Source organism: Streptomyces sp. NPDC033270 (genome assembly GCF_055576575.1).
Genome location: NZ_JBVIRA010000002.1, coordinates 572957 through 599162, shown reverse-complemented (window position 1 = coordinate 599162; position 26206 = coordinate 572957). Strand labels below are relative to the sequence as shown.

Genomic DNA, 26206 nt, shown 5'->3' with positions numbered 1-26206 from the left:
CCCCCCCCCCCCCCCCCCCCCCCCCCCCCCCCCCCCCCCCCCCCCCCCCCCCCCCCCCCCCCCCCCCCCCCCCCCCCCCCCCCCCCCCCCCCACGCCCGTTTGCCCGCCCCAAGGGGTCGATCGGCACGCCGTCGAGGCGGACGCGCGTAGCTGGAGGTACGGAGTGAAGAAGATGTGCGGGGCCAATGGCGGCCGGGTGATGCGGCTGTCCGGTGCGCTCCCTGTGCCGTACGGTTTCTGCAGATGAGAGAAACACCCCGCTCGCAGGGGACTGCGGGCGACGCCCGGTCGGCGCTTCCCCGGCTCCGATCAGGCCGTGCCCTCGCGCACGACACCGGAACCCCTGGAATGGGGGGCTCTGGGAATCCTCACCGATCGGATGTCCGCTCGCCCCATACCCCCCGGGGCGCGCGGGACACCGGTCAGCGCGGCCGCCTCGGAACCACCCCCCTGTTCCGGGGCGGCCGATCCTCTCTCCCGGCTCGCCGGACCGCTCGGTCCGCGGCCCACACCACTTCTCGCCGCTGCTGGTCGCGCTCCTCAGCGCGGCTCTCTTCGCCGCGCTCACCTGGCAGGTGGCCGGCCACGGCCCGCTGCGCGCCCTCGACGAGCGTCTGGGCCGCGCCGTCGCCGCCGGTGCGATTCCCCCCTCCGCCGCCGAACTCTTCGCCGACCTCGGCAATGCGACCGTCGCGCTGCCCGTGCTGCTGACGGTGGTGGTGTGGGCCGCGTGGCGGGGGTGGCGAAGGACGAGCCGCGCCGCGCCGCACGAGGGCCCCGCCGCCCGCTGGTGGCTGCCGCCGCTCGCCGCCGCGCTCGCGTTGGCCGCGGTGCCGGCACTCGTCGCCCCGCTCAAGCTCTGGCTCGCCCGGCCGGGCCCGCCCGCGATGGCCGGCGCCGCGCACGACGGCTTCTACCCCTCGGGCCACGGCGCCACGGCGGCGGTCGCCTACGGCGTGGCCGCGCTGCTGCTGGCCCGGGGTCAGCGGTGGTGGGCGGGAAGCCGGGCCACCCGCGCCCGCACCCTGGCACTCGCCGCCGGGGCGGCCCTGCTGAATCTCGGCGTCGGCGTCGGGCTGGTGCGCCGCGGCTACCACTGGCCCCTGGACGTACTCGGCAGCTGGTGCCTGGCCGGCGTGCTGCTCGCGGCGTGGTGCGCGGTGTGCGGCCGGTGGGGCCGGGCGGCGGACGACGGACGGTGAAGGCGCGCAGCTCCGGCTGCGCGCCCCCGGCGAGCGTCAACGCACCGCGTCCGCCCGCCCCCTGCGTCAGCTGTCGAAGCCCAGCCCCAGCTTGTCCATGGCCTTCAGCCACAGGTTGCGGCGACCGCCGTGGGTGTCGGCGCGGGTCATCGACCACTGGGTGATGCCGATGCCCGCCCAACGCAGCGGCTCGGGCGGGAAGGGCAGCGGCTTGCTGCGGACCATCTCCAGCTCGGTGCGCTCGGTGCGCTCCCCGGCGAGCAGATCGAGCATCACCTCGGCGCCGAAGCGGGTGGCGCCCACACCGAGCCCGGTATATCCGGCCGCGTAGGCGACCCGGCCGGCGTGCGCGGTGCCGAAGAAGGCGGAGAAGCGGGCGCAGGTGTCGATGGCGCCGCCCCAGGCGTGGCTGAAGCGCAGGCCCTCCAGCTGGGGGAAGCAGCGGAAGAAGTGCCGGGCGAGCTTCTCGTAGGTGGCCGGGTGGTGGTCGTACTCGGCCCGTACGCCGCCGCCGTAGCGGTAGACGATGTCGTAGCCGCCCCACAGGATGCGGTGGTCGGCGGTGATGCGGAAGTAGTGGAAGTGGTTGTTGCTGTCGGAGAGGCCCTGGCGGTTCTTCCAGCCGATGGCGGCGAGCTGCTCGTCGGAGAGCGGCTCGGTCATCAGGGCGTGGTCGTAGACCGGGACGATGTACGGGCGGACCCGCTTGACCAGGGACGGGAAGGCGTTGGTGCCGAGCGCGACATGACGGGCGAAGACCCGGCCGTAGGGGGTACGGACGGCCATGCCCAGGCCTTCGGAGGCCAGGGTGGTGGCGCGGGTGCGCTCGTAGATGCGCACGCCCAGGCCGAGGCAGGCCTGCTTCAGGCCCCAGGCGAGGCGGGCGGGGTTGAGCATGGCGACGCCGTCGCGGTCCCACAGCCCGGCGCGGAAGGTCGGTGAGTCGACCTCGGCGCGCAGTTCGTCCTGGTCGAGGAAGGTGTGCCGGTCGAGCCCGAGGTCGGCGGCGTCCTTGGCGGCCTCCTTGAGTTCGGCGATCTGATGGGGCTCGGTGGCGATGTCGATCTCGCCGGTGCGCTCGAAGGCGCAGTCGATGCCGTAGCGGGCGACCGCGTCCTCGATGGCGTCGAGGTTGTGGATGCCGAGCGCTTCGAGCGTGGCGAGCTCGCCGGGCCAGCGGGCCAGTCCGTTGCCGAGGCCGTGGGTGAGGGAGGCGGCGCAGAAGCCTCCGTTGCGCCCGGAGGCGGCCCAGCCGATCTCGGCGCCCTCGATGAGCACGACATCGCGCTGCGGGTCGCGCTCCTTGGCGATCAGCGCGGTCCACAGTCCCGAGTAGCCGCCGCCGACCACCAGCAGGTCGCAGGTCTCGTCGCCGACGAGGGCACCGAGCGCGTCGGGGCGGGCGGGATCGTCCAGCCAGAAGGGGGTGGGGGCGGCGTCCGCGAGTGCGTGGACGGCAGACGGTCCGGACGGATGCGGCATGGCAGCTCGTGCCATGGTTCTCAGCTCCTCTTGCGCCTGTTGCGGCGGTTCCCGGCCAGTTGGCCGACGACTACGCACAGCACGGCGACCAGGAACATCGCCGTACCGATGACATTGATCTGAACGGGCGTGCCCCGCTGCGCCGATCCCCAGACGAACATGGGGAAGGTCACGGTGGAGCCGGCATTGAAGTTGGTGATGATGAAGTCGTCGAAGGACAGGGCGAAGGACAGCAGGGCGCCGGAGGCGATGCCGGGCGCGGCGATCGGCAGCGTCACCCGCAGGAAGGTCTGCACCGGGGAGGCGTAGAGGTCCTGGGCGGCCTGCTCCAGCCGCGGGTCCATGCTCATCACGCGTGCCTTGACGGCGGTGACGACGAAGCTCAGGCAGAACATGATGTGCGCGATGAGGATCGTCCAGAAGCCGAACGGGATGCCCATGTTGAGGAAGAGGGTCGCCAGCGAGGCGGCCATGACGACCTCGGGCATGGCCATCGGCAGGAAGATCAGGGTGTTGACGGATGAGCGCGCGCGGAAGCGGTAGCGGGCCAGCGCGAAGGCGATCATGGTGCCCAGGGCGGTCGCGCCGAGGGTGGCCCACAGGGCGATCTGCAGGCTCAGCCCCAGCGAGCCGCACAGGTCGGCGACCCCGCACGGATCGGCCCAGGCGTCCGTGGAGAACCGCTGCCACTGGTAGTTGAAGCGGCCGTTGGGCTTGTTGAAGGAGAAGACCAGCACGACGACGTTGGGCAGGATCAGATAGCCCAGCGTGCACAGGCCCGCTATCACCACGATGTTGCGGCGCAGCCAGCGCAGGGCCCTGCCGGGCGGGCGGGCGGCCGTGGCCGCGGTCGGTTGGGTTGCCGTCGTTTCGGTGGCCGCCATCAGACCAGATCCTCCGTCCCGGACTTGCGGATGTAGATCGTGACCATGGCGAGGATGGCCGCCATGAGGATGAAGGAGAGGGCGGCGGCGGTCGGGTAGTCCAGGACCCGCAGGAACTGCGACTGGATGACGTTGCCGATCATCTTCTGGTCGGTGGAGCCCAGCAGTTCGGCGTTGATGTAGTCACCGGCCGCCGGGATGAAGGTGAGCAGGGTGCCGGCGACGACACCGGGCATGGACAGCGGGAAGGTGACCCGGCGGAAGGTGGTGGCCGGCCGGGCGTAGAGGTCGCCGGCGGCCTCGTGCAGGCGCGGGTCGATGCGCTCCAACGAGGTGTACAGCGGCAGGATCATGAACGGCAGGAAGTTGTAGGTCAGTCCGCAGACCACCGCGAGCGGGGTGGCCAGCACCCGGTGGCCTTCGGTGACGCCCAGCCAGCTCGTCACGTCCAGCACATGCAGGGAGTCAAGGACGCCGACGACCGGTCCGGCGTCGGCCAGGATCGTCTTCCAGGCCAGCGTGCGGATCAGGAAGCTGGTGAAGAACGGGGCGATGACCAGGATCATCACCAGGTTGCGCCAGCGGCCCGCCTTGAAGGCGATCAGGTAGGCCAGGGGGTAGCCCAGGAGCAGGCAGAGCGCGGTGGCGACCGCGGCGTAGCCCACGGAGCGGACGAACTGCGGCCAGTACTCGCCGAGCGCGTCCCAGTACGTGGCGAAGTGCCAGGTGACCTTGAAGCCCTCTTCGAGGGAGCCGGTCTGGATCGACGTCGACGCCTGGTAGACGAGCGGGGCGGCGAAGAAGACGAGCAGCCACAGGATGCCGGGCAGCAGCAGCCAGTAGGGCACCAGCCGCTTGCGGGCGGACGGCCGGTGCGCCTTGGGGGGCGCGGCCCCGGTCTGCCGGTCCGGTGGCACGGGGGTCTCGGTGAGGGTCACGCGGCCTCCTCGTCGAGGTCCGCGCCGGCCTGGATGTCCTGGGCGGCGTCCAGTCCGAAGGTGTGCGCCGGGTTCCAGTGCACGACGACCTGCGCGCCGGGCACGAGGCGGCCGTCGCGTTCGATGTTCTGCTCGTAGACGGCGAGTTCGCCCAGGCCCGGCACCTCGACGACGTACTGCGTGCACACGCCGATGAAGCTGGCGTCCTTGATGCGGCCGGGCAGCCGGTTGTGGCCTTCGGGGCAGGCCCCGGCGTCGTCGGTGTGCTTCAGCGCGACCTTCTCCGGCCGTACGCCGGCCAGCACCTTGCCGCCCGTGGGGGCGGCGGCGCTACATCGGGCGGCGGGCAGCCGGAGTTTGGCGCCGGCGGCCGTCAGGAGCAGTTCCTCGCCGCCGGTCTCGACGACCTCGGCCTCGATGAGGTTGGAGGTGCCCAGGAAGTTGGCGACGAAGGTGGTGGCGGGGTTCTCGTAGAGGTCGGCGGGGGCGCCGAGCTGTTCGACCCGGCCGCCGTTCATCACGGCCACGGTGTCGGCCATCGTCATGGCCTCCTCCTGGTCGTGGGTGACGTGCACGAAGGTGATCCCGACCTCGGTCTGGATGCGCTTGAGCTCCAGCTGCATCTGGCGGCGCAGCTTGAGGTCGAGGGCGCCGAGCGGCTCGTCGAGCAGCAGCACCTGGGGGTGGTTGATCAGCGCCCGCGCGACCGCGACGCGCTGCTGCTGGCCGCCGGAGAGCTGCTGCGGCTTGCGGCGCGCCATCGGGCCGAGCTGGACGAGGTCGAGCATCTCCTCGACCTGCTTCTTGACGGACTTGATGCCGCGGCGGCGCAGCCCGAAGGCGACGTTCTCGTAGATGTCCAGGTGCGGGAAGAGCGCGTAGTTCTGGAAGACGGTGTTGACCTGGCGCTTGTAGGGCGGCAGGGCCGTGACGTCCTGGCCCGACAGCTCGACGGTCCCGGTGGTGGGCTCCTCCAGTCCGGCGATCATCCGCAGGGTGGTGGTCTTGCCGCAGCCCGAGGCGCCCAGCAGCGCGAAGAAGGAGCCCGCGGGGACGGTCAGGTCGAGCGGATGGACGGCGGTGAAGGAGCCGTAGGTCTTGCTTATCCCGTGGAGGCGGACGTCGCCGCCGCTGCTCTGGGGGGTCGCGGTGTGGGTCATGTCGGTCGTCCCGTGGGTCGGAGGGCGAAACGGCTCGGGCGGGCCTGGTGGGATCGTGGGGGCCGGGCCCAGGGGCGGCTCAGGCGCCGGTGAGGTCGGAGAACTTCTGGGCGAACGCCTTGCTCTCCTTGGCGTTCAGCGCGCGGAAGGAGTGGGAGCGGGCGGCCATCTCCTTGTCCGGCAGGATCAGCGGGTTGTCCGCCGCCGCCTTGTCGATCTTGGCGAGCTCGTCGCGCACGCCGTCGACGGGGCAGACGTAGTTGATGTACGCCGCGAGCCGGGCCGCCACCTTCGGCTCGTAGAAGTAGTCGATGAGCCGTTCGGCGTTCTGCTTGTGGCGGGCCTTGTTCGGCACCATGAGGTTGTCGGTGGACGTCATGTAGCCGGACTTGGGGATGACGTACTCGATGTCCGGGTTGTCGCTCTGGAGCTGGACGATGTCGCCGGCCCAGGCGACACAGGCGGCGAGGTCGCCCTTGTCCAGGTCGGTGGTGTAGTCGTTGCCGGTGAAGCGGCGGATCTGCTTGGCATCGACGCCCTTTTGGAGCCGGGCTATCGCCGCGTCGAAGTCGTCCGCAGTGACGTCCTCGGGGCGCTTGCCCATGTCCAGCAGGGTCAGCCCGACGCTGTCGCGCATCTCGGAGAGGAAGCCGACCCGGCCCTTGAGCCGCGGGTCCTCCAGCAGCTGGCTCACCGAGTCGACCTTCCTGCCGCCGGTGGCCTTCTTGTTGTACGCGATGATCGCGGGGATGCCCTGCCAGACGTAGGAGTGCGCGCGGCCCGGGTCCCAGGCCGGGTCGCGGAACTCCGCCGCCAGGTTGGCGTAGGCGTGCGGCAGGTTGGCCGTGTCCAGCTTCTGGATCCAGCCGAGGGAGATCATCCGTGCGCACATCCAGTCGGTGAGCACGACCAGATCGCGGCCGGTGTCCTGGCCTGCCGCCAGCTGCGCCTGGACCTTTCCGAAGAACTCGTCGTTGTCGTTGATGTCCTCGGTGTACTTGACGGCGATGCCGGTGCGCCGGGTGAACGCATCCAGCGTCGGGTGGCGCTTGCCGTCGTCGCTGACGTCCATGTACTCGGTCCAGTTGGAGAAGTTCAGGCGCTTCTCCGCCCGGGAGTGGTCCGCGCTGTGGGCGGCGTCCGTACGGCCCGCGGGCGGGATGCCGCAGGCGCCGAGCGCACCCAGGCCGCCGGCCGCGACGGCCATGGCGCTGCTCGCCCGCAGCAGCGTGCGGCGGGTCATCGCCAGCCGGCCGTTGGCCGCGCTGCGGCGGACGGCGGCGATCTCGGCCGGGGACAGGGGTTCGGGCTGCTCGTGGTGCTCCATGCGCGGTGCCCTTTCGGGGGTGAGCCCGGCGCTCGGCCGGTGGTGACGGTGCGCGCGGCGCTGGCCGCAGGGGTGGGGCCCAGGTGGGGGCGGGGCCTGTGGGGGCTCGGTGGGGCCGGGGTCCCTCAGGGACGGTCCCCGAAGATCGTCCGGTGCCAGTCCTTCCTGGCGACCGCGGTGTTGTCGTACATCACGTGCTTGACCTGCGTGTACTCCTCGAAGGAGTAGGCCGACATGTCCTTGCCGAAGCCGGACGCCTTGGCGCCGCCGTGCGGCATCTCGCTGATGATCGGGATGTGGTCGTTGACCCAGACGCAGCCCGCGTTGATCTCGCGGGTGGCGCGGCCGGTGCGGTAGACGTCCCGGCTCCAGGCGGAGGCGGCCAGCCCGTAGGGGGTGTCGTTGGCCAGCGCGATGCCCTCGTCGTCGCTGTCGAAGGGCAGCACGACCAGCACCGGGCCGAAGATCTCGGCCTGCACGATCTCGCTGTCCTGCGCGGCCCCGGCGATCAGTGTGGGCCGGTAGTAGGCGCCCTTGGCCAGCCTGCTGTCGTCGCCGAACGCGGGTACCTCGCCGCCGGTGACGACGGTGGCGTAGCCGCGCGCCCGGTCGACGAAACCGGCCACCCGGTCGCGCTGGGCGTGCGAGATCAGCGGGCCCAGGTCGGTGGACGGGTCGAAGGGGTCGCCGAGCCGTACGGTGGCCATCAGGTCGGCGACGCCTTGGACGAACGCGTCGTAGAGCGGGCGCTGGACGTAGGCGCGGGTGGCGGCGGTGCAGTCCTGGCCGGTGTTGATCAGCGCGCCGGCGACCGCGCCGTGGACGGCGGCCTCCAGGTCGGCGTCGTCGAACACGACGAAGGGGGCCTTGCCGCCGAGCTCCAGATGCAGGCGCTTGACGGTGCCGGTGGCGATCTCCGCGACCCGCTTGCCGACGGCGGTGGAGCCGGTGAAGGAGGTCATCGCGACGGAGCGGTGGCCCACCAGGCGCTCGCCGGCGTCCCGGCCCGCCCCGGAGACGATGTTGAGCACGCCGTCCGGCAGCCCCGCGCGCTGCGCGGCCTGCGCGAACAGCAGCGAGGTCAGCGGGGTGATCTCGGCGGGCTTGAGGACGATGGTGTTGCCCGCGGCGATAGCCGGCAGCACCTTCCAGGCGGCCATCTGCAGCGGGTAGTTCCACGGCGCGATGGAGCCGACGACACCGATGGGCTCGCGGCGGATGACGGAGGTGTGGTCGGCGCTGTATTCGCCGGCCGCCTTGCCCTCCAGGTGGCGGGCGGCGCCGGCGAAGAACGCCGCGTTGTCGATCGAGCCCGGCACATCGAACTCGTTGCTGAGCTTGATCGGCTTTCCGCAGTTCAGCGATTCGGCGAAGGCGAGGTCGGCGGCGTCCTCGGCGAGCGCCGCGGCGAAGCGGTGCAGGGTGTCGGAGCGCTCACCGGGGGTGGCCCCGCCCCACTCGGCGAAGGCCCGCTCCGCGGCCGCCACGGCGGCGTCCACATCCGCGGTACCTGCGAGTTCGTAGGAGTACACCGTCTCGCCGGTCGCCGGGTCCACGACGTCCTGGATACGGCCGGAGCTGCCGGCGCGGAGGCTGCCCGCGATGAATTGCGCGCCCTCGGCGAACCGCTCGGTGACGTCGAATCGGTGGTCCATGGTGCTCTCCTCCGCCGGGCGCCGGGGCCGCTCAGCGGCACTGCCTGGCGTAGCTGCTTCCGGAATTGATGGCCGATCTTGACAGAGGAAAGCACCCTCAACAAGTGATTCCGTTGTTGCCTTTTGGTTACGCGACGGATTCTGCGATTTTCGCCGTACCCGCCCCGACACGTTGTCAGTGCCCGCTGACAGAATCCCGGCATGATGCACGACAACACGGGGGCCGGCGAGGGGATCATGGCCGGGCGAGCCGCGGACGGGCCGCGCTCGGTCGAGGAGCTGCGCCGGGAGACCGCCGCCGGGAAGCGCAGGAAATACGTCCATTTCTGGGGCCACAGCCCGCGGCGCGACGGCAGCCTCGGGGCGAGCTGCTTCAGCCAGTGGTGGCCCTCCCCCTTCACGGTCGACGGTGTCCGCTATGCCACCGCCGAACACTGGATGATGGCCGGAAAGGCCCGGCTGTTCGGCGACGCGGACGCGGAGCGCGGCGCGACAGCGGCGGGCCACCCCAAGCAGGCCAAGTCCTACGGGCGCAAGGTCCGCGGCTTCGACGAGGAGACCTGGCAGCGGCACCGCTACGACCTGGTCGTCGAGGGCAGCCTGCACAAGTTCGGGCAGGACGCCGACCTGCGGGAGTTCCTGCTGGGCACGAACTCCCGGGTGCTGGTCGAGGCCAGCCCGCTGGACCGGATATGGGGCATCGGCCTGGCCGCCGACGACGAGCGGGCCATGGACCCGGCGCGCTGGCGGGGGCTGAATCTGCTGGGCTTCGCGCTGATGGAGGCCCGCCAGCGGCTGCGGGAGGCGGACGGCCGGCAGCGGTAGGACGCTCGGCCGACGGGGGCGCGGGGGCCGGCGACCCCCGGCATGTGGGCAGAGGGCCGCACGCCGGCCGATTCCCGCCCCACGGCCCCCGGCCGACCTGGACGCGCATAGCATGACAGGCCGTTCCGCACACCCCTGAACACCCACCGACCAGGAGGAACCGTTGTCCGATCTCGATGCCTTCATCGCGGGCCTGCCCAAGGCGGAGCTGCACGTCCACCACGTCGGATCGGCCTCACCGCGCATCGTCTCCACCCTGGCCGCCCGGCACCCCGACTCCGCCGTCCCCACCGACCCCGAGGCGCTGGCCGACTACTTCACCTTCCGCGACTTCGCGCACTTCGTCGAGGTCTACCTCTCCGTCGTGGACCTGATCCGCGACGCCGAGGACGTCCGCCTGCTGACGTACGAGGTCGCCCGGGACATGGCGCGGCAGCAGATCCGCTACGCCGAGCTGACCGTCACGCCCTTCAGCTCCACCCGCCGCGGCATCCCCGACGCCGCGTTCGTCGAGGCCATCGAGGACGCCCGCAAGGCAGCGGAGTCCGAGCTGGGCGTGGTGCTGCGCTGGTGCTTCGACATCCCCGGCGAGGCGGGCCTGGAGGCCGCCGAGGAGACCGCCCGCATCGCCTGCGACCTGCGGCCCGAGGGTCTGGTGTCCTTCGGGCTCGGCGGCCCCGAGATCGGCGTTCCCCGCCCGCAGTTCAAGCCGTACTTCGACCGCGCGATCGCCGCCGGGCTGCACTCCGTACCGCACGCCGGTGAGACCACGGGCCCCGGCACGATCTGGGACGCGCTGCGCGACCTGCGCGCCGAGCGCATCGGCCACGGCACCAGCGCCACCCAGGACCCCGAGCTGCTGGCCCACCTCGCCGAGCACCGCATCCCGCTGGAGGTCTGCCCCACCTCCAACATCGCCACCCGCGCGGTGCGCACCCTGGAGGAGCACCCCCTCAAGGAGATGGTCGACGCCGGCGTCCTGGTCACGATCAACAGCGACGACCCCCCGATGTTCGGCACCGACCTCAACACCGAATACGGCGTCGCCGCCCGCCTCCTGGGGCTGGACACCACCGGCCTGGCCGCCCTGGCCAAGAACGCCGTCGAGGCCTCCTTCATGGACGCCCCCGCCAAGGCCCGACTGTCGTCCGAGATCGACGCGTACACGACCTCCTGGCACTGAACCTCCTGGCACCGACCATCACGCAACACCAGGGAACTGATCACTCTCCGTAATCGTTGCCGGAATACAAGGGAAGGAGGCGCCCCGGCAGCGGCCACCGCACGACGTAGACCACTGCACGGCACGACAGCGGCCACCACACGGCGCAGGCCACCAGACGGCAGAGGGCACCGCAGCGCAGGCCGAGGGCACAGCACGGCAGTTGGCCAGGGCGGCCAGACCGGTACCGCCCGGCCGGCACGCTCACAGCCCCACGATCCCGTTCCACTCCTTGGCGAACTCCGTCCGCTCCTTGGAGGTGATGTCACGGGCGATGGCCAGTCGCTTGCGCATCGCGTCGTCGGGGAAGATCAGCGAGTCCTCGGCCAGCTCGGCGCGGTCCTTGTCCTTGGAGGAGGCCAGCACGTCGCGCGCGGCCGGGACGGGGCAGACGTAGTTGACCCAGGCGGCGAGGTCGGCGGCGACCTCCGGCCGGTAGTAGTGGTCGATCAGCCGCTCGGCGTTGCGCTTGTGGTCCGCGAGGTTGGGGATCATCAGGCTCTCCGCCCAGAGCTCGGCCCCCTCCTCCGGCACCACGAACTCGATGTCGGGGTTGTCCGCCTGAAGCTGGATCACATCGCCGGAGTAGGCCTGTGCGGCGAGCACGTCCCCGGAGTCCAGGTCCTTGATGTAGTCATTGCCGGTGAAGCGCCTGATGTGGCCCTTGCGGACGAGGCCGCGGAGCTGGTCGGCCATGCGGTGGAAGTCGTCGCCGGTCCAGCGGGTGATGTCGACGCCGTTGCCCTGCATCAGCAGGGCGAACGCCTCGTCGAGTCCGGAGAGCAGGGTGACGCGGCCGCGCAGGTCGCCCTTCCACAGGTCGGCGGTGTGCCGGATCTCGCGGCCGAGCTTCCTGCGGTTGTAGGCGATGCCGGTGATCCCGGACTGCCAGGGCACGGAGTGCGTACGGCCCGGGTCGAAGTGCGGGGTGCGCAGCAGCGGATCGAGGTATCGGGCGACGTTCGGCTGGGCGGTGCGGTCCATCTCCTGGACCCAGCCCAGGCGGACGAAGCGGGCGCACATCCAGTCGCTGATGACGATCAGGTCGCGGCCGGTGCGCTGGTGGTTCATCAGCGCCGGGCTGATCTTGCCGAAGAACTCGTCGTTGTCGTTGATCTCCTCGCTGTACGCGACGGAGATCCCGGTGCGCCGCTCGAACGCGTCGAGGGTGGGCCGGCGCTGTTCGTCGTGGTCGTCGACGTCGATGTACAGCGGCCAGTTGGCGAAGACGATCCGGCGGTCGCCCGGCGAGCGGTCCGGGCCCGCGCGGTCGGCCGCCTCGACGTAGGCGGGCGGCACCCCGCATCCGGTCATGGCGGCCAGCGCCCCCGTCACACCCATTGCGCCCATGCCCCGGAGCAGCCCCCGCCGCGAAAGATCAGCCATGGCGAGCACTCTCACGTGCCGCGGGCGGAGGCGGCAAGAGACAGAGCGTCAACTGCCGGGCCTCCGCCCGCGACGGTGTGTCGAGCGTTCCGTGTCGCTCGACGGTGGGGATCCCCCGGGTCGGCCGGTCGGCCACGCGGGCCGGCCGGTCAACCGGTCGGTGCTGCGGCTCAGCCGTCCAGCGAGGTCATCACGTGCTTGATGCGGGTGTAGTCGTCGAAGCCGTAGGCCGAGAGGTCCTTGCCGTAGCCGGACTTCTTGAATCCGCCGTGCGGCATCTCGGCGACCAGCGGGATGTGGGTGTTGATCCACACGCAGCCGAAGTCGAGGCTCTTGGACATCCGCATGGCGCGGGCGTGGTCCTTGGTCCACACCGAGGACGCGAGCGCGTACTCGACGCCGTTGGCCCACTCCACCGCCTGCTTCTCGTCGCTGAAGGACTGGACGGTGATGACCGGGCCGAACACCTCGTGCTGGACGATCTCGTCGTCCTGCTTGAGGCCCGAGACGACGGTCGGGGCGAAGAAGTAGCCCTTCTCGCCGACCTGCTCGCCGCCCGCCTCGATCTTGGCGTGCGCGGGCAGCCGCTCGATGAAGCCCTTGACCTGCTTGAGCTGGTTGGCGTTGTTCAGCGGGCCGTACAGCACGTCCTCGTCGTCGACCGCGCCGGTCTTGGTCTCCGACGCGGCCTTGGCCAGCGCCGCGACGAACTCGTCGTGGATGGACTCCTGGACGAGCACGCGGGTCGCGGCCGTACAGTCCTGGCCGGCGTTGAAGTAGCCGGCCACCGAGATGTCCTCGACGGCCTTGGCGATGTCGGTGTCCTCGAAGACGACGACCGGCGCCTTGCCGCCCAGCTCCAGGTGGACCCGCTTGAGGTCCTTGGAGGCGGACTCGGCGACCTGCATACCGGCGCGCACGGAGCCGGTGATGGAGGCCATCGCCGGGACGGCGTGCTCGACCATCAGGCGGCCGGTCTCGCGGTCACCGCAGATGACGTTAAACACGCCCCGCGGGTGGCCCAGCTCGTCCAGCACGCTGCCGATGATGTCGGCGATCAGGACCGTCGAGGCGGGGGTGGTGTCGGACGGCTTGATGACGACGGTGTTGCCCGCGGCAAGCGCCGGGGCGAACTTCCAGACGGCCATCATCATCGGGTAGTTCCACGGCGCGACCTGGGCGCAGACGCCGACCGGCTCGCGGCGGATGATGGAGGTGAAGCCGTCCATGTACTCGCCGGCCGAGCGGCCCTCCAGCATCCGGGCGGCACCCGCGAAGAAGCGGATCTGGTCCACCATCGGGGGGATCTCCTCGGAGCGTACGAGGGCGATCGGCTTGCCGCAGTTCTCGGACTCGGCAGCGATCAGCTCCTCCGCCCGCTCCTCGAAGCGGTCGGCGACCTTGAGCAGGACCTTCTGGCGCTCGGCCGGGATCAGGTCGCGCCAGGCGGGGAAGGCGGCCTCGGCGGCGGCCATGGCCGCGTCCACGTCGGCGGCGGCCGAGAGCGGGGCGGTGGCGTACGCCTCACCCGTGGCGGGATTGACCACCTCCGTGGTCCGCCCGTCGGCGGCGTCCCGGAACTCCCCGTCGATGTAGTTGCGCAGACGACGCAGTGCGGTGGTCACTGTGCGCCCCCTTCAGTTCAGATGTCCGGTGGTTTGGGTCCACCCTAGCCATGAAACCCACGCTTTCAACACACCCGCCACCCCGGAACAACGGAATCAGTGAAATTTCGATCGCGACACGACTAATTTCATCGCTTTGGGGTTGCAAGACCGACGAGGCTCGTGCACAGTGAAGGACGTGGCCACTCGTGACAGAAACGGCACCCCGTCGATCGACTCCGTCTCCCTGGCGATCATCGAGCAGCTCCAGGAGGACGGGCGCCGTCCGTATGCCGCAATCGGCAAGGCCGTCGGCCTGTCCGAGGCGGCTGTGCGCCAGCGCGTACAGAAACTGCTCGACCAAGGCGTGATGCAGATCGTCGCGGTCACCGACCCCCTCACGGTCGGTTTCCGTCGGCAGGCAATGGTCGGCATCAACGTCGAGGGTGACCTCGACCCCGTGGCCGACGCCCTGACGACCATGGAAGAAGTCGAGTACGTCGTCATGACGGCAGGCTCCTTCGATCTCATCATCGAGATCGTCTGCGAGGACGACGACCACCTGCTGGAAATGATCAACAAGCGGATCCGCACGCTTCCCGGCGTCCGATCCACCGAGAGCTTCGTTTACCTCAAGCTCCGGAAGCAGACCTACACCTGGGGAACGAGATAGCAATGAGCGGCGACCTCTCCAAGACGGCCTACGACCACCTGTGGATGCACTTCACCCGCATGTCGTCGTACGAGAATGCCCCCGTGCCCACCATCGTCCGCGGTGAGGGCACCAACATCTACGACGACAAGGGCAAGCGCTACATCGACGGCCTCGCCGGCCTCTTTGTGGTCAACGCCGGCCACGGCCGGGTCGAGCTCGCCGAGACCGCCTACAAGCAGGCGCAGGAGCTGGCCTTCTTCCCCGTGTGGTCCTACGCCCACCCCAAGGCCGTGGAGCTCGCCGAGCGCCTGGCCAACGAGGCCCCCGGCGACCTCAACAAGGTCTTCTTCACCACCGGTGGTGGTGAGGCCGTGGAGACCGCCTGGAAGCTGGCCAAGCAGTACTTCAAGCTCGTCGGCAAGCCGATGAAGCACAAGGTGATATCCCGCGCGGTGGCCTACCACGGCACCCCGCAGGGCGCCCTGTCCATCACCGGCCTGCCCGGCCTGAAGGCCCCCTTCGAGCCGCTGGTCCCCGGCGCGCACAAGGTGCCGAACACCAACATCTACCGCGCCCCGATCCACGGCGACGACCCCGAGGCCTTCGGCCGGTGGGCCGCCGACCAGATCGAGCAGCAGATCCTCTTCGAGGGCCCCGAGACCGTCGCCGCGGTCTTCCTGGAGCCGGTGCAGAACGCCGGTGGCTGCTTCCCGCCGCCGCCCGGCTACTTCCAGCGGGTCCGCGAGATCTGTGACCAGTACGACGTGCTGCTCGTCTCCGACGAGGTCATCTGCGCCTTCGGCCGCCTGGGCACGACGTTCGCCTGCGACAAGTTCGGCTACATCCCGGACATGATCACCTGCGCCAAGGGCATGACCTCGGGCTACTCCCCGATCGGCGCCTGCATCATCTCCGACCGCCTGGCCGAGCCGTTCTACAAGGGCGACAACACCTTCCTGCACGGCTACACCTTCGGCGGCCACCCGGTCTCCGCGGCCGTCGGTGTCGCCAACCTCGACATCTTCGAGCGTGAGGGCCTCAACCAGCACGTCCTCGACAACGAGGGCAACTTCCTGAGCACGCTGCAGAAGCTGCACGACCTGCCGATCGTCGGCGACGTCCGCGGCAACGGCTTCTTCTACGGCATCGAGCTCGTCAAGGACAAGGCCACCAAGGAGTCCTTCAACGACGAGGAGACCGAGCGCGTCCTGTACGGCTTCCTGTCCAAGGCGCTGTACGACAACGGCCTCTACTGCCGCGCCGACGACCGTGGCGACCCGGTCATCCAGCTCGCCCCGCCGCTGATCGCCGACCAGCCGGTCTTCGACGAGATCGAGCAGATTCTGCGCACGGTCCTCACCGAGGCCTGGGCCAAGCTCTGACCGGCGCGCCTCCTCCAGATGCGCTGATACACAACTGAACACCCAGCGGTCCAGATTCACTCACTTCAAGCCATACGAGTGAATCTGGGCCGTTGTGCTGTCAAGCGACGAATACCGGGGGGCACCAGTCCTTACCGTGCTAGTGACCGATACCCTCCATGGTCGTTCACCCAGTTGGGGGAACGAGTCGACGCGAACAAGCAAGAGGTGCGCAGATGGTGGCCCCGCCTGACAACGACGTTCTCTGGGCACGCGGCCTGCACCACACGTACGGCGGCACCACCGCCCTCGCAGGGGTCTCCCTCGGCGTCCGCGAGGGCGAGATCCTCGCCGTCACCGGCCCGCGCGGCAGCGGCAAGACCACCCTGTTGAAATGCCTCTCCGGTCAACTCGTCCCGTCCGAGGGCGAGGTGTGGTTCAACAGCGCCCCTGTGCACACCCTCTCCTCTCCCAGCCGCGAACGGCTGCGCCTGGACCGGTTCGGCTGGATCGACACCGAACCGCACCTCGTCCCCGAACTCACCGCCTGGGAGAACGCCGCCCTCCCCCTGCTGCTGCGGGGCAGCGGCAGCCGCTCGGCCAAGCACACCGCCCTCGAATGGCTGGACCGTCTCGACGTCGGCATGTGCGCCCGCCGCCGCCCCGCGCAGCTCGACCAGTCCCAGCGCCAGCGCGTCGCGATCGCCCGCGCGCTGGCCACCACCCCCCAGGTGCTCTTCGCCGACGAGCCCACCGCGCCGTTGCACCACGCCGACGGCACTCAGGTGCTGCGCACCCTGACCACCGCGGCCCGCTCACACCAGATCACCGTGGTCCTGGCGACCCACGACTCCGGTGTCGCCACGCTCGCCGACCGCTCCCTCGCGCTCCTCGACGGCCACCACTCGGCAGAGGCACCCGCCACCACCGGCTCCTCCGATGAGGAAAGCAGGGCAGCGTGCTCGCTCTCCGTCTGACCCGCGGCTCGCACCCCCTCGTTCTGCTGCGTCGCCTCTTCGTCGCTGCCGCGGCGGCCGGCACCGGCTTTCTGCTGCTGTCCACCGTCGGCTACGCCGCCGGCCACCCGTCCACCGCCGACGAATCGCTGGTACGCCTGCTGTGGTGCGGGGCCCCGCTCGCCGCCACCGCCCAGTTCGCGGTCTCCACCGCCCGCACCGACCCCGCCGCCCGACTCCAGGGCGGGATGACCGCCGCCGGGATGGGCCCCCTGCGTCTGACGCTCCTCGCCACCGCCTCCACCGCACTGACCTGCTTCCTCGGCGTCCTCCTCGCGCTGTTCGCCTTCCTCCGCCTGCGTGGCGACCTCGGCGGCCCGGGCGCCGCCTCGGCCTTGGGCATCGACTCCGACCTGCTCGGCTCGGGCCACCGGCTGCCGCTCGCCGGCGCCCTGATGCTGCTGGCTCTCGTACCGCTGACCGCCGCCGTCGCGACCGCCGTCGTCCTGCGCCCCCGTGACGAGACCGGCGCCCCCGACTTCGAGGCCCGCCACCGGACCGCCCCGCCGTCCGGGCTCCCGTGGGGCATCGCCCTGGCCGCGGCGGGCCTGGCCATCGAGGCCTACACCAGCCCCGGCTCCCAAGGCCACGGCGGGCTGCTGCCCCTGCCCGGCCGGCTGGTCGGCAGTCCTCCGGGCGCTCTGGCCGGCTGGGCCCTGTCCGCCTTCGGTCTCGTCCTGGCCGGCCCCGGTCTGGTGCATCTGTGCGGCCGTCTGCTGTGCGCCGGCCGCCCCGGCGCGCTGCGCCTGCTGTCCGGACGCGTGCTCCAGGAGGAGTCGCACCGCCTGGGCCGTCCGCTCGGCGTGCTGTGCGCGGTGGCCTCCGCCGTCTATGCCGCCATCAGGGTCTACGAGTCCGCTCCCTCCCGTCCTTTCGGCCCGCTCACCGCCATCGGGGCGGCGGTCGTGCTGGCCTGTGTCACCGCCAGCGCCCTCACCGCCGCCTTCGAGTCCCGCTCCGCCCGTGCCCGTACCACCGCCGCCCTCCGTCGCCTGGGGGCCTCCGCCTCCGTCCTCTACCGCGCCGCGGCCCTGCGCCTGCTGGCCCTGGTGATCGTTCTTGCCCCGCTGACCTGGACCGTGGCGGAGATGGTGACGCTGCCGTTGGTGCGGTGAGGATCCAGGGCGTGCCCGGGGAGGTGCGCGGCTGCGGCCCGTCGCCTGGTGGTGGCGACACCAGGTTCAGCACACTCTCCCGTGCCGTTGTGCCCAACTGCCAGGCTGCTTCCCATGAATCAGCGCACTACCTTGATCACGGGGGCCACCCAGGGCCTGGGTCGCGGCCTGGCACTCGCCCTCGCCCCCCAGGGCGGCACCCTTCTGCTGCATGGCCGGGACCGCGCGCGGCTGGACACCGTGGCGGCCGAGGTACGGGCCGCCGCCCCCGGCACCACCGTCCGCACCTACCTCGCCGATCTGGCCGACCTTGACCAGGTCCATGCGATGGCCGCCCGGATCCGCGCGGCGGAACCCCGGCTTGACGGGCTGATCAACAACGCCGTCGCGGGTGGCGGCGCCGATCCGCTCCGGCGTGAGCTGAGCCGGCAGGGCCACGAGCTGCGCTTCGCCGTGAATCACCTCGCGCCCTACGCCCTGACCCGCGATCTGCTGCCCCTGCTCGTCTCCTCCGCCCCGTCCCGCGTGGTCAATGTCGCCTCGATAGGGCAGGAGGCCGTCGACTTCGACAACGTGATGCTGGAACGGGACTACGAGGGCCTGCGGGCCTACTGCCGGAGCAAGCTGGCGCTGATCATGGCGACGTTCCATCTGGCAGCCGAGCTGGAGGGCACCGGCGTCACGGTCAACACCCTGCATCCGGCCCATCTGATGGACACCGACGGGGTGCGCGAGTACGGCCTCACTCCGGTGACCACCGTCGACGAGGGGGTGCGGCCGACCCTCCGGCTGCTCACCGATCCCGCTCTGGCATCCACCACAGGCCGTTACTTCGACCAGTTCACCGACACCCGGGCACACGACCAGGCCTACGACGTCGAGGCCCGGGAACGCCTGATGCGGCTGACCGACGCCCTCATCGGGCGAGCAGCGTGAGCCGGCGCCGGACGACGGGTGAGCGGGTGCCGGGGACCCGGGCCGCCGGACCCCGCCCCGCTCAGCGGGCGAGCGCCGTGACCTCCACCTCTATCCGCCAGTCCGGCTGGGCCAGTGACGACACCTCCAGCAGGGTGTCCGCGGGGTAGGGCTCGGAGAGGAACTCCCCTCGCAGCGTGATGACATGGTCGAGGTCGGCGGCCATGTCCGTCACGAAGATGCCCACCTTCACCACGTCGGCCAGCGAGGCGCCGGCCGCGGCCAGGACCCGCTCGACGTTCGCGAACGCCTGCCGTCCTTGGGTCAGGAAGTCGTCCGAGACGGTCCGTCCCCGTTCGTCGATTCCCGCCTGCCCCGAGACATGGATCAGTCCGCCCGCCTTGACGGCCTGGGAGATCCTGTAGGGCTCGTACCAGTCCGGTGTGGTCGCGATCCGCTCGATCTCTCGCGCCGCCTCGGCCGCTTCGTCAACGCCCTCGGAATCCTGCGCCACCGTCACCACCGTCATCCCTCCCCCTCGATTTTCCTGCACCTGTTCCAGGTCCATGCACATACATTCCTTGCATGCACATACATAAGTTTCAGGCGCATGTACGCTGCTGTCAAGACCCATCGGAAAACAGCGGCGGGAAGCGGCGGAAGCGAGCGCATGGCGATGGACGCGGAGCACTGGGACCGGCTCGGAGCACTGCACACGCGCGTCGAGCAGGAGCTGGCACGAGCCCTGCAGCAGCACCACCGCATCGGACTCTCCGAGTACCGCGCGCTGACGCGGCTGGCCGAGGCCGACGACGGCGAGCTGCGCATGCAGGAACTCGCCGACCTCATCGGCCTCAATCAGAGCTCCGTGAGCCGGCTGGCCTCCCGTCTGGAGTCCTCCGGCCTGACCCGCCGCGACCTGTGCCCCGACGACCGGCGCGGCGTCTACAGCGTGATCACCGACGAGGGCCGGAACGTCCAGCGCAAGGCGCGCCCCACCTACGACGGCGCGCTGCGCGAAGCGCTGGACGCGGCGGCCTCGGACGGGCACCTCGGGCCCCTCGTGGAGTCCCTGCGGTCCTAACATGGCGTGCGTGCAGCCGAATCCACCGCTCCCAGCGCCCCGCCGTCACGACGACCACGACCGGGAAATCGAGTCCCTCGAGGAGTTCGACCGGGTCGCCGCCTCGGGCAGCCTCGCCGGATACCGCATCCAGTCCGTCGACCTGACGGACCGTACGTTCGCGCTGCTCGCCGCGGACACCACGGAGTCGGTGTTCCTCGGCTGCGTCATGGAACCGGACGCCGCCACGAAGGTGCGTGCCGGGGGCGCACTGGTCTTCCCGCCCATACCCGGCCTGCCGTTCGATCCGTACCGCGGCGCCCTCTACGGGCCGGACGAGCTCTTCGTCGGGCTGGTCGACGCCGGCTACGACTCCACCCCGGACGCCCGCACGTACCACTGGTACCAGGAGACCAGGTCGGACGGCGACATCTTCGCCTCGATGCTGCGCAGCATCCACGACGACGCCGTCTCCGACGCCCTGGACGAGCACCTCGCCGGCGCCCGGGTGGTGGGTGTCATGGGCGGGCACGCCCTGGAGCGCGGCTCCGCCGCCTATGCGGGCGCGGCCCGGCTCGGGCGCCGGCTCGCCCGCGACGGCCTGACCGTGGCCACGGGCGGCGGCCCCGGTGCGATGGAGGCGGCGAACCTCGGGGCGTACGCCGCGCCGTGGGAGGACGACATGCTCGACGCGGCGCTGGAACTCCTCACCAAGGCGCCGCACTTCGCCCCCTCGGTCACCGACTGGGCCCGGGCCGCCTTCGACGTGCGCCGGGGCCATCCCGGCGGCGGCGCCTCGGTCGGCATACCCACCTGGTTCTACGGGCACGAGCCGCCCAACGCCTTCGCCACCCATGTCGCCAAGTACTTCGTCAACGCGGTCCGCGAGGACGGCCTGCTGGCGCGCTGCAACGCGGGCGTCGTCTTCCTGCCGGGCGCGGCCGGGACCGTACAGGAGATCTTCGACAACGCGACCCCGAACTACTACCAGTCGCGGGGTGAGCCGACCCCGATGGTGCTGGTCGACCGTGCGCACTGGACCGAGCGGCTGCCCACCTGGCCGCTGCTCCAGGCGCTGGCGGCCGATCGCCCGATGGCGGCCCGCATCGCCCTGGTGGACTCGGTCGACGAGGTTCCCCGGGCGCTCGCCCGCCTCGGGGCGGGGGCGGCTTCCTGACCCGGCCGGGCCCCGCTCCCGGCGCCGTCGCCGCTCGGTCCCCGCTCGCCGCCGGCCGGCCGCGCGATTCTGTTTGCCCGGCTGAGGCAACTCCCGTCCCGAAATGAGCGTCTGCCAGGCCAGGTAATGAACAGGTAATGCCAAGTGCGTGTGAACGGAGCTCCTGGTGATCATCGGCCTTCTGACGGCCGTAGCGGCGTCGGCCTGCTACGGCACGGGTTCCGTCCTACAGGCGGTGGGGTCGCGCAAGTCCGCCCGTCGGGAGGCGGCCGAGTCCTCCGCCACCGGCGTCACCCAGCACGGCGGCCCCAGTCTCTCCTCCACCGCGAAAGCTGCCGTGACCTGGGAGTTCATGGTGGGCACGGTGCTGGACTTCATCGGCTTCGGGCTCGGCGCGCTGGCGGCCCGGCTGCTGCCGCTGTTCCTGTCCCAGACCGTGATCAGCGCCAACCTGGTGATCACCGCCGTACTGAGCATCAAGCTCCTCGGCATCCGGCTCAGTCGGGCCGAGTGGGGCTCGATCGCGGTGGTCTGTTCGGCGCTGGTGCTGCTCGCCACGGCCGCGGGCCCGGAGGGCAGCGGCCATACGCCGATCGCGACCCACTGGTGGCTGCTGGTGGCGTCCCTCGTACTGATCGGCGGCGGCACCCTGATCGTGCGCCTGCTGGGCGCGCGGGCCGCGATCCTCGCCGGTCTGCTCTCCGGCCTGGGCTTCGGCGCGCTCGGCGTCGGCGTACGGGTGCTGAACGGCGTGGACCCGTTCCATCTGCCCTCGCTGCTCGGCGACCCGGCCCTGTACGCGATTCTCGTCGCGGGCATCGGCGGGATGTACTTGCACACCATCGCCCTGCAGATCGGTTCGGTGAACGGCGCCACGGCCGCGCTGGTGGTGGGCGAGACCGTGGTCCCCGGCATCCTGGGGGTGCTGTGGCTCGGCGACTCCTCGCGTCCGGGCTTCGCCTGGGTCGCCGTCCTGGGCTTCGTGGTCGCCGTGGCGGGCGCCGTGGCGGTCGCCTGGTTCGGCGAGCCGGAGGGGGAAGACCTACCACCGGCGGCAGCCGCCCCTACAGGCGCGGAGGCGCCGGCCCAGGCCGCAGGCGGCGCGGCGCCGGCGGGTGGGAGCGCGCACGAGGAACGGGCCGCGCGCCCTGTGACGTCCGCGCCCGAGCGCTGACGCCGGCTACGCGCCGGGTCAGGCGGGACTTTGCGGGCACCCCTAGGGGGTGTCCAGCACCACGACGTCCTGTGCGGCGAAGGCGATGCCCACCCGCTCGCCCACGGCGGGTGCGTCCCGCAGCGCACAGGCCGCCTCCAGCTGTGGTCCGCCGGACGGCTGGAGCAGCAGGGTGACATGGGTGCCGCGGAACGTCCGGGCCGCGACGGTGGCGGGCAGGCCCTCGGCGGCGGGGGTCAGCCGCACCCCGGCGGGGCGTACGAGCAGCCGGCACGGCCCGTTCCGGGTGCCCTCCGGGACCGGTACCTTGCCCCAGGGCGTGCCGGCGGACTCGCCCTGCACCGTCGCCTCGACCACGTTGTCGAAGCCGAGGAAGCGGGCGACGAACTCCGTGGCCGGCCGCCGCCAGACCTCCAGCGGCGTCCCGGTCTGCGCGATCCGGCCGTCCTGCATCACCACGACCCGGTCGGCGAGCGCGAAGGCCTCCTGCTGGTCGTGGGTGACGGCCAGCACCGTGGTGCCCAGGTCGCGGAAGAGGCGGCGGAGTTCGACGACGAGCCGTTCCCGCAGTCCGCGGTCGAGTTGGCCGAGCGGCTCGTCCAGCATCAGCAGCCGGGGGCGCGGGGCGAGCGCACGGGCCAGGGCCACCCGCTGCTGTTCGCCGCCGGACAGGGAGGCCACGGCGCGCCGTTGGGCGCCCGGCAGCCCGACGAGGTCCAGCAGTTCGGCGACCGTGCGGTTCTGGTCGGCGCGCGAGGCGCGCCGCATCCGCAGCCCGAAGGAGACGTTGCCGGCGACATCGCGCTGCGGGAAGAGCTGGTGGTCCTGGAACATCAGCCCGACCCCGCGCCGGTGTGTGGGCACTCCCGACTGGCCTCCCCCCTCCAGCAACACCTTTCCCGCATCGGCCTGTTGGAGGCCGGCGACCACCCGCAGCAGGGTGGACTTGCCGCTGCCGCTCGGCCCCAGTACGCAGACGATCTCGTGCGCGGCGACCTCCAGGTCCACCGCGTCCAGTGCGGCGTGCCCGGATGTGCCGAAGCGGACGGTCACGCCGTCCAGCCGCAGCAGCTCGCGTGCCGTGCTCTCGTTGCGTGCCGTCATCTAGAACTCCCCGGAGTGGTCGGTTCGCGCGCGCTCCAGGACCAGCAGGGCGCCGGCGCACACCACCATCAAGATGGTCGACAGGGCCATCGCCTGCCCGTAGTTGAGCTCTCCCGCGCGCCCCAGCAGCCGTGCCACGGCCACCGGGAGCGTCGGCTGGTCGGGCCGTGCGATGAAGACCGTCGCGCCGAACTCACCGAGGGACACGGCGAAGGCGAAGCCCGCGGCGATCAGCAGTGCCCGCCGCACCATCGGCAGATCGACCTCGCGCCACACCCGCCACGGCGAGGCTCCGAGCACGGCCGCCGCCTCCCGCAGCCGCCCGTCGACGGCCCGCAGGACGGGCAGCATGGTGCGGACCACGAACGGCACCCCCACCAGTGCCTGGGCGAGCGGGACCAGCCACCACGAGGCGCGCAGGTCCAGTGGTGGTGTGTCGAGGGTGATCAGGAATCCGAAGCCGACGGTGACCGCGGAGACGCCGAGGGGCAGCATCAGCAGGGCGTCGAATCCGCGGACGAGCCTGCCGGCCATGGGGATCCGCCCGGACGGGCCCCGGTTCAATCCGGGGAGGGTCAGAGCGGCGGCCGCCAGCCCGCCCACCACCAGGGCGATGACGGTGGCGGCCGCCCCGTAGGCGAGGGAGTTCCACAGGGCCTCCAGGGGGGCGACGACGAAGGTGCCGTCACCGTCCCCGGCGGAGCGCAGCGACTCGTAGAAGACCGCTCCGTGGCCGTCCGGCCCGGCGAAGGACCGCTCCACGAGGACGACCAGCGGGGTGATCAGCAGGACGGCGATGATCAGGAGCGTCGCCCACAGCAGCGCCCACTGGCCGCGGCCGCGCGGCCGGTGCGCGGTCTGCGAGGCGGCGACGAGCCGGAGGGCGGACTCCCTGCGGCGCACGGTCCAGGCGTGCAGCGCCAGCACGCCGAGCACCGCCGCGAACTGGATCATGGTGAGGACGGCGGCCGTCGGCAGGTCCAGGAAGTCCGCGGTCTGCCGGTAGATCTCCACTTCCAGGGTCGAGAAGGTGGGGCCGCCGAGAATCTGCACCACCCCGAAGGAGGTGAAGGTGAAGAGGAAGACCATCAGGGCGGCGGCCGCGACGGCCGGCCCCAGCGCGGGCAACGTCACCCGCCGCCAGGCCGCGAACCGTCCGGCTCCCAGCACCCGCGCCGCCTCTTCCTGGCGCGGGTCGAGCTGCCCCCACAGGCCGCCGACGGTCCGTACGACCACGGCGTAGTTGAAGAAGACATGCGCCAGCAGAATCGCCCAGACCGAGGTGTCCAGGCGCAGCCCCCACAGGTCGTCCAGCAGCCCGCCGCGTCCGACCAGCGCCAGGAAGGCCGAGCCGACGACAACGGTCGGCAGCACGAACGGCACCGCCACCACCGCCCGCAGCAGCTGTTTGCCGGGGAAGTCGAAGCGCGCGAAGACATAGGCGCCGGGCAGCGCGATCAGCAGCGTCAGCCCGGTCGAGGCGGCCGCCTGCCAGAGGGTGAACCACAGCACGTGCACGACATCCGGGTCGCTCAGCACGGCGCCGAACCGGCTCAGTTGCCACTGCCCGCCGTCTTTGAGTCCGCGTCCGACGATCGCCGCGACCGGGTAGGCGAAGAACAGCGCGAAGAAGGCGAGCGGCACGGCCATCAGGCCGAGCCGCACCGCCGTTCCCCGGGCGGGCCGTCGGCTGCGGGCGCCGGCTACTTCAGAACGAGCGAGGACCACTGCTTGATCCACTGTTCGCGGTTCTCGGCGATGTCCTTCGGGGCCAGCGTCGCCGGCTTGTCGATCTTCGCGCCGTACGTGGTGAACAGCTCCGGCAGCTTGGCGTCCTTGCGCGCCGGGTTGACGAACATCTGCAGCGGCACGTCCTGCTGGAACTTCTTGCTCAGCAGGAAGTCCAGCAGCGCCTTGCCGCCCTTCTCGTTCTTCGCGCCCTTGAGGAGGCCGCCGAACTCGATCTGGCGGAAGCAGGTGCCGGTGGCGACGCCCGTCGGTGCCTGCTTGGGCGCCGGCTTCTTGCCGAGCACCTCGACGGGCGGGCTGGAGGCGTAGGAGACCACCAGCGGCTTGTCGCCCTTGCCCTTGCCCGCCCCGGAGCCCGAGAAGCGCTCGTTGTAGGCCTGCTCCCAGCCGTCGACGACCTCGACGCCGTTGGCCTTGAGCTTCTTCCAGTAGTCCTGCCAGCCTCCCCCATCGCCGTAGGTGGCGACGGTGGCGAGCTGGAAGGCGAGCCCCGGGGAGGAGGTCGCGGCGTTCTCCGTGACGAGCAGCCCCTTGTACCGGGGCTTGATCAGATCGTCGAAGGTCTTCGGCGGCGCGATCTTGTGCCGGTCGAAGTAGGCCCGGTCGTAGTTGACGCAGATGTCGCCGTAGTCGAGCGGGGTGACGCGGTGCTTGCCCTTGTCGAGCTGCAGCGCGGCCGGGACGCTGTCCAGCCCCTTGGCCTGGTACGGGCTGAAGAGGTCCTCGTTCAGGCCGCGGGAGAGCAGGGTGTTGTCGATGCCGAAGAACACATCGCCCTGGGGGTTGCCCTTGGAGAGGATCGCCTGGTTGACGGCCTTGCCGGCGTCCCCGCTCTTGAGGAGCGTGACCTTGTAGCCGCTCTCCTTCTCGAAGGCCTTGAGCAGCGGCTTGGGGAACGAGTCGTGACTGACGAGCGTGACGGTCTTGGCGTCCGCGTCGCCGCCCGAGGTGCCGCACGCGGCGAGCGCGGTCATGCCGAGCGCGGCGGCGAGCGCTGTCGCGGTGATCCTGCTGGTGGTTCTCACTGATTTCCTCCTGGCTGGCCAGGAAGAGACGCGGCCCCGCCCGGTGTCCGCGGCTCGCGGCGTCCGAAGACGTGCGCGAGAAGACATCCGGGCAGGGCGCAACAGCATGAGTGACGACCGAACTTCCTACCCGGAATGACCCGGGCGAGGTTCAAGGGTCTGCGGG

General features: G+C 71.1%; 23 protein-coding genes. 11 read left to right on the top strand and 12 right to left on the bottom strand.

Annotation, left to right across the window (positions count from 1 at the left end):
* Positions 1–576 precede the first annotated feature (576 nt).
* On the top strand, positions 577–1203 hold the full coding sequence (locus ACZ5XZ_RS06190) for a phosphatase PAP2 family protein (protein WP_468974891.1): 627 nt from the start codon (positions 577–579) through the stop codon (positions 1201–1203).
* Between the two features lie 66 nt (positions 1204–1269).
* Here the strand turns inward: ACZ5XZ_RS06190 and ACZ5XZ_RS06185 are convergent, their stop codons facing one another.
* The 6 genes from ACZ5XZ_RS06185 to ACZ5XZ_RS06160 form a co-directional block, all read right to left on the bottom strand.
* Positions 1270–2685, bottom strand: a complete 1416-nt coding sequence (locus ACZ5XZ_RS06185; RefSeq protein WP_468974915.1) for an NAD(P)/FAD-dependent oxidoreductase — start codon at positions 2683–2685, stop codon at positions 1270–1272.
* A 20-nt stretch (positions 2686–2705) separates the two neighbouring features.
* Positions 2706–3569 (bottom strand): ABC transporter permease, encoded by an 864-nt coding sequence (locus tag ACZ5XZ_RS06180; RefSeq protein ID WP_468974890.1) that lies wholly within the window; start codon positions 3567–3569, stop codon positions 2706–2708.
* Positions 3569–4507 carry an ABC transporter permease gene (locus tag ACZ5XZ_RS06175; protein WP_468974889.1) on the bottom strand — a complete coding sequence of 313 codons (939 nt, stop codon included), beginning with the start codon at positions 4505–4507 and terminating at the stop codon, positions 3569–3571. The genes ACZ5XZ_RS06180 and ACZ5XZ_RS06175 overlap by 1 nt, the downstream gene beginning before the upstream one ends.
* Positions 4504–5667, bottom strand: coding sequence for an ABC transporter ATP-binding protein (locus ACZ5XZ_RS06170; RefSeq protein ID WP_468974888.1), 1164 nt, complete (start codon positions 5665–5667; stop codon positions 4504–4506). Before ACZ5XZ_RS06170 ends, ACZ5XZ_RS06175 begins: the two co-directional genes overlap by 4 nt.
* A 79-nt stretch (positions 5668–5746) precedes the next feature.
* On the bottom strand, positions 5747–6994 hold the full coding sequence (locus ACZ5XZ_RS06165; protein ID WP_468974887.1) for a polyamine ABC transporter substrate-binding protein: 1248 nt from the start codon (positions 6992–6994) through the stop codon (positions 5747–5749).
* A 125-nt stretch (positions 6995–7119) separates the two neighbouring features.
* Positions 7120–8649 carry a gamma-aminobutyraldehyde dehydrogenase gene (locus tag ACZ5XZ_RS06160; protein ID WP_468974886.1) on the bottom strand — a complete coding sequence of 510 codons (1530 nt, stop codon included), beginning with the start codon at positions 8647–8649 and terminating at the stop codon, positions 7120–7122.
* Positions 8650–8850: 201 nt separating this feature from the next.
* On the opposite strand from ACZ5XZ_RS06160, the gene ACZ5XZ_RS06155 reads away from it, so the two are divergent.
* Positions 8851–9474 (top strand): NADAR family protein, encoded by a 624-nt coding sequence (locus tag ACZ5XZ_RS06155; protein WP_468974885.1) that lies wholly within the window; start codon positions 8851–8853, stop codon positions 9472–9474.
* A gap of 163 nt (positions 9475–9637) precedes the next feature.
* On the top strand, positions 9638–10657 hold the full coding sequence (locus ACZ5XZ_RS06150) for an adenosine deaminase (protein WP_468974884.1): 1020 nt from the start codon (positions 9638–9640) through the stop codon (positions 10655–10657).
* A 243-nt stretch (positions 10658–10900) separates the two neighbouring features.
* Here ACZ5XZ_RS06150 and ACZ5XZ_RS06145 read toward each other — a convergent pair whose 3' ends face one another.
* Both ACZ5XZ_RS06145 and ACZ5XZ_RS06140 read right to left on the bottom strand, forming a co-directional pair.
* Positions 10901–12082, bottom strand: a complete 1182-nt coding sequence (locus ACZ5XZ_RS06145) for an ABC transporter substrate-binding protein (protein ID WP_468974883.1) — start codon at positions 12080–12082, stop codon at positions 10901–10903.
* A gap of 170 nt (positions 12083–12252) precedes the next feature.
* The gene (locus tag ACZ5XZ_RS06140) at positions 12253–13707 is read right to left on the bottom strand and encodes a gamma-aminobutyraldehyde dehydrogenase (protein WP_468974882.1); all 1455 of its coding nucleotides are present in this window, start codon (positions 13705–13707) and stop codon (positions 12253–12255) included.
* A 178-nt stretch (positions 13708–13885) separates the two neighbouring features.
* On the opposite strand from ACZ5XZ_RS06140, the gene ACZ5XZ_RS06135 reads away from it, so the two are divergent.
* The 5 genes from ACZ5XZ_RS06135 to ACZ5XZ_RS06115 all read left to right on the top strand — a co-directional run bounded on the left by ACZ5XZ_RS06135 (position 13886) and on the right by ACZ5XZ_RS06115 (position 18769).
* Complete coding sequence (locus tag ACZ5XZ_RS06135) at positions 13886–14359, top strand: Lrp/AsnC family transcriptional regulator (protein WP_018087114.1); 474 nt, start codon at positions 13886–13888, stop codon at positions 14357–14359.
* 2 nt (positions 14360–14361) lie between these two features.
* Positions 14362–15723: an aspartate aminotransferase family protein gene (locus ACZ5XZ_RS06130; RefSeq protein WP_468974881.1), complete on the top strand. Its 1362-nt coding sequence runs from the start codon at positions 14362–14364 to the stop codon at positions 15721–15723.
* Between the two features lie 215 nt (positions 15724–15938).
* Positions 15939–16679 (top strand): ABC transporter ATP-binding protein, encoded by a 741-nt coding sequence (locus ACZ5XZ_RS06125; protein ID WP_468974880.1) that lies wholly within the window; start codon positions 15939–15941, stop codon positions 16677–16679.
* Positions 16661–17833, top strand: a complete 1173-nt coding sequence (locus ACZ5XZ_RS06120) for a hypothetical protein (RefSeq protein ID WP_468974879.1) — start codon at positions 16661–16663, stop codon at positions 17831–17833. Before ACZ5XZ_RS06125 ends, ACZ5XZ_RS06120 begins: the two co-directional genes overlap by 19 nt.
* 114 nt (positions 17834–17947) lie before the next feature.
* Positions 17948–18769 carry an SDR family NAD(P)-dependent oxidoreductase gene (locus ACZ5XZ_RS06115; RefSeq protein WP_468974878.1) on the top strand — a complete coding sequence of 274 codons (822 nt, stop codon included), beginning with the start codon at positions 17948–17950 and terminating at the stop codon, positions 18767–18769.
* A 61-nt stretch (positions 18770–18830) separates the two neighbouring features.
* On the opposite strand, the gene ACZ5XZ_RS06110 is transcribed toward ACZ5XZ_RS06115, so the two are convergent.
* On the bottom strand, positions 18831–19316 hold the full coding sequence (locus ACZ5XZ_RS06110; protein ID WP_468974877.1) for a RidA family protein: 486 nt from the start codon (positions 19314–19316) through the stop codon (positions 18831–18833).
* Positions 19317–19424: 108 nt separating this feature from the next.
* Here ACZ5XZ_RS06110 and ACZ5XZ_RS06105 point away from each other — a divergent pair, with 108 nt between their 5' ends.
* The 3 genes from ACZ5XZ_RS06105 (at position 19425) to ACZ5XZ_RS06095 (ending at position 22162) form a co-directional block, all read left to right on the top strand.
* Positions 19425–19832, top strand: a complete 408-nt coding sequence (locus ACZ5XZ_RS06105) for a MarR family winged helix-turn-helix transcriptional regulator (RefSeq protein WP_468974914.1) — start codon at positions 19425–19427, stop codon at positions 19830–19832.
* Position 19833: 1 nt separating this feature from the next.
* A complete protein-coding gene (locus ACZ5XZ_RS06100) occupies positions 19834–20988 on the top strand; it encodes an LOG family protein (protein WP_468974876.1) in 1155 nt (384 codons plus the stop codon).
* A gap of 166 nt (positions 20989–21154) precedes the next feature.
* Complete coding sequence (locus tag ACZ5XZ_RS06095; RefSeq protein ID WP_468974875.1) at positions 21155–22162, top strand: DMT family protein; 1008 nt, start codon at positions 21155–21157, stop codon at positions 22160–22162.
* Between the two features lie 42 nt (positions 22163–22204).
* On the opposite strand, the gene ACZ5XZ_RS06090 is transcribed toward ACZ5XZ_RS06095, so the two are convergent.
* Genes ACZ5XZ_RS06090 through ACZ5XZ_RS06080 form a run of 3 tightly spaced genes read right to left on the bottom strand, consistent with a single transcriptional unit; the run spans position 22205 to position 26040 of the window.
* Positions 22205–23266 (bottom strand): ABC transporter ATP-binding protein, encoded by a 1062-nt coding sequence (locus tag ACZ5XZ_RS06090; protein WP_468974874.1) that lies wholly within the window; start codon positions 23264–23266, stop codon positions 22205–22207.
* Positions 23267–24994 carry an ABC transporter permease gene (locus ACZ5XZ_RS06085; RefSeq protein WP_468974913.1) on the bottom strand — a complete coding sequence of 576 codons (1728 nt, stop codon included), beginning with the start codon at positions 24992–24994 and terminating at the stop codon, positions 23267–23269.
* Complete coding sequence (locus ACZ5XZ_RS06080) at positions 24970–26040, bottom strand: thiamine ABC transporter substrate-binding protein (RefSeq protein WP_468974873.1); 1071 nt, start codon at positions 26038–26040, stop codon at positions 24970–24972. Before ACZ5XZ_RS06080 ends, ACZ5XZ_RS06085 begins: the two co-directional genes overlap by 25 nt.
* Between the last annotated feature and the right edge of the window lie 166 nt (positions 26041–26206).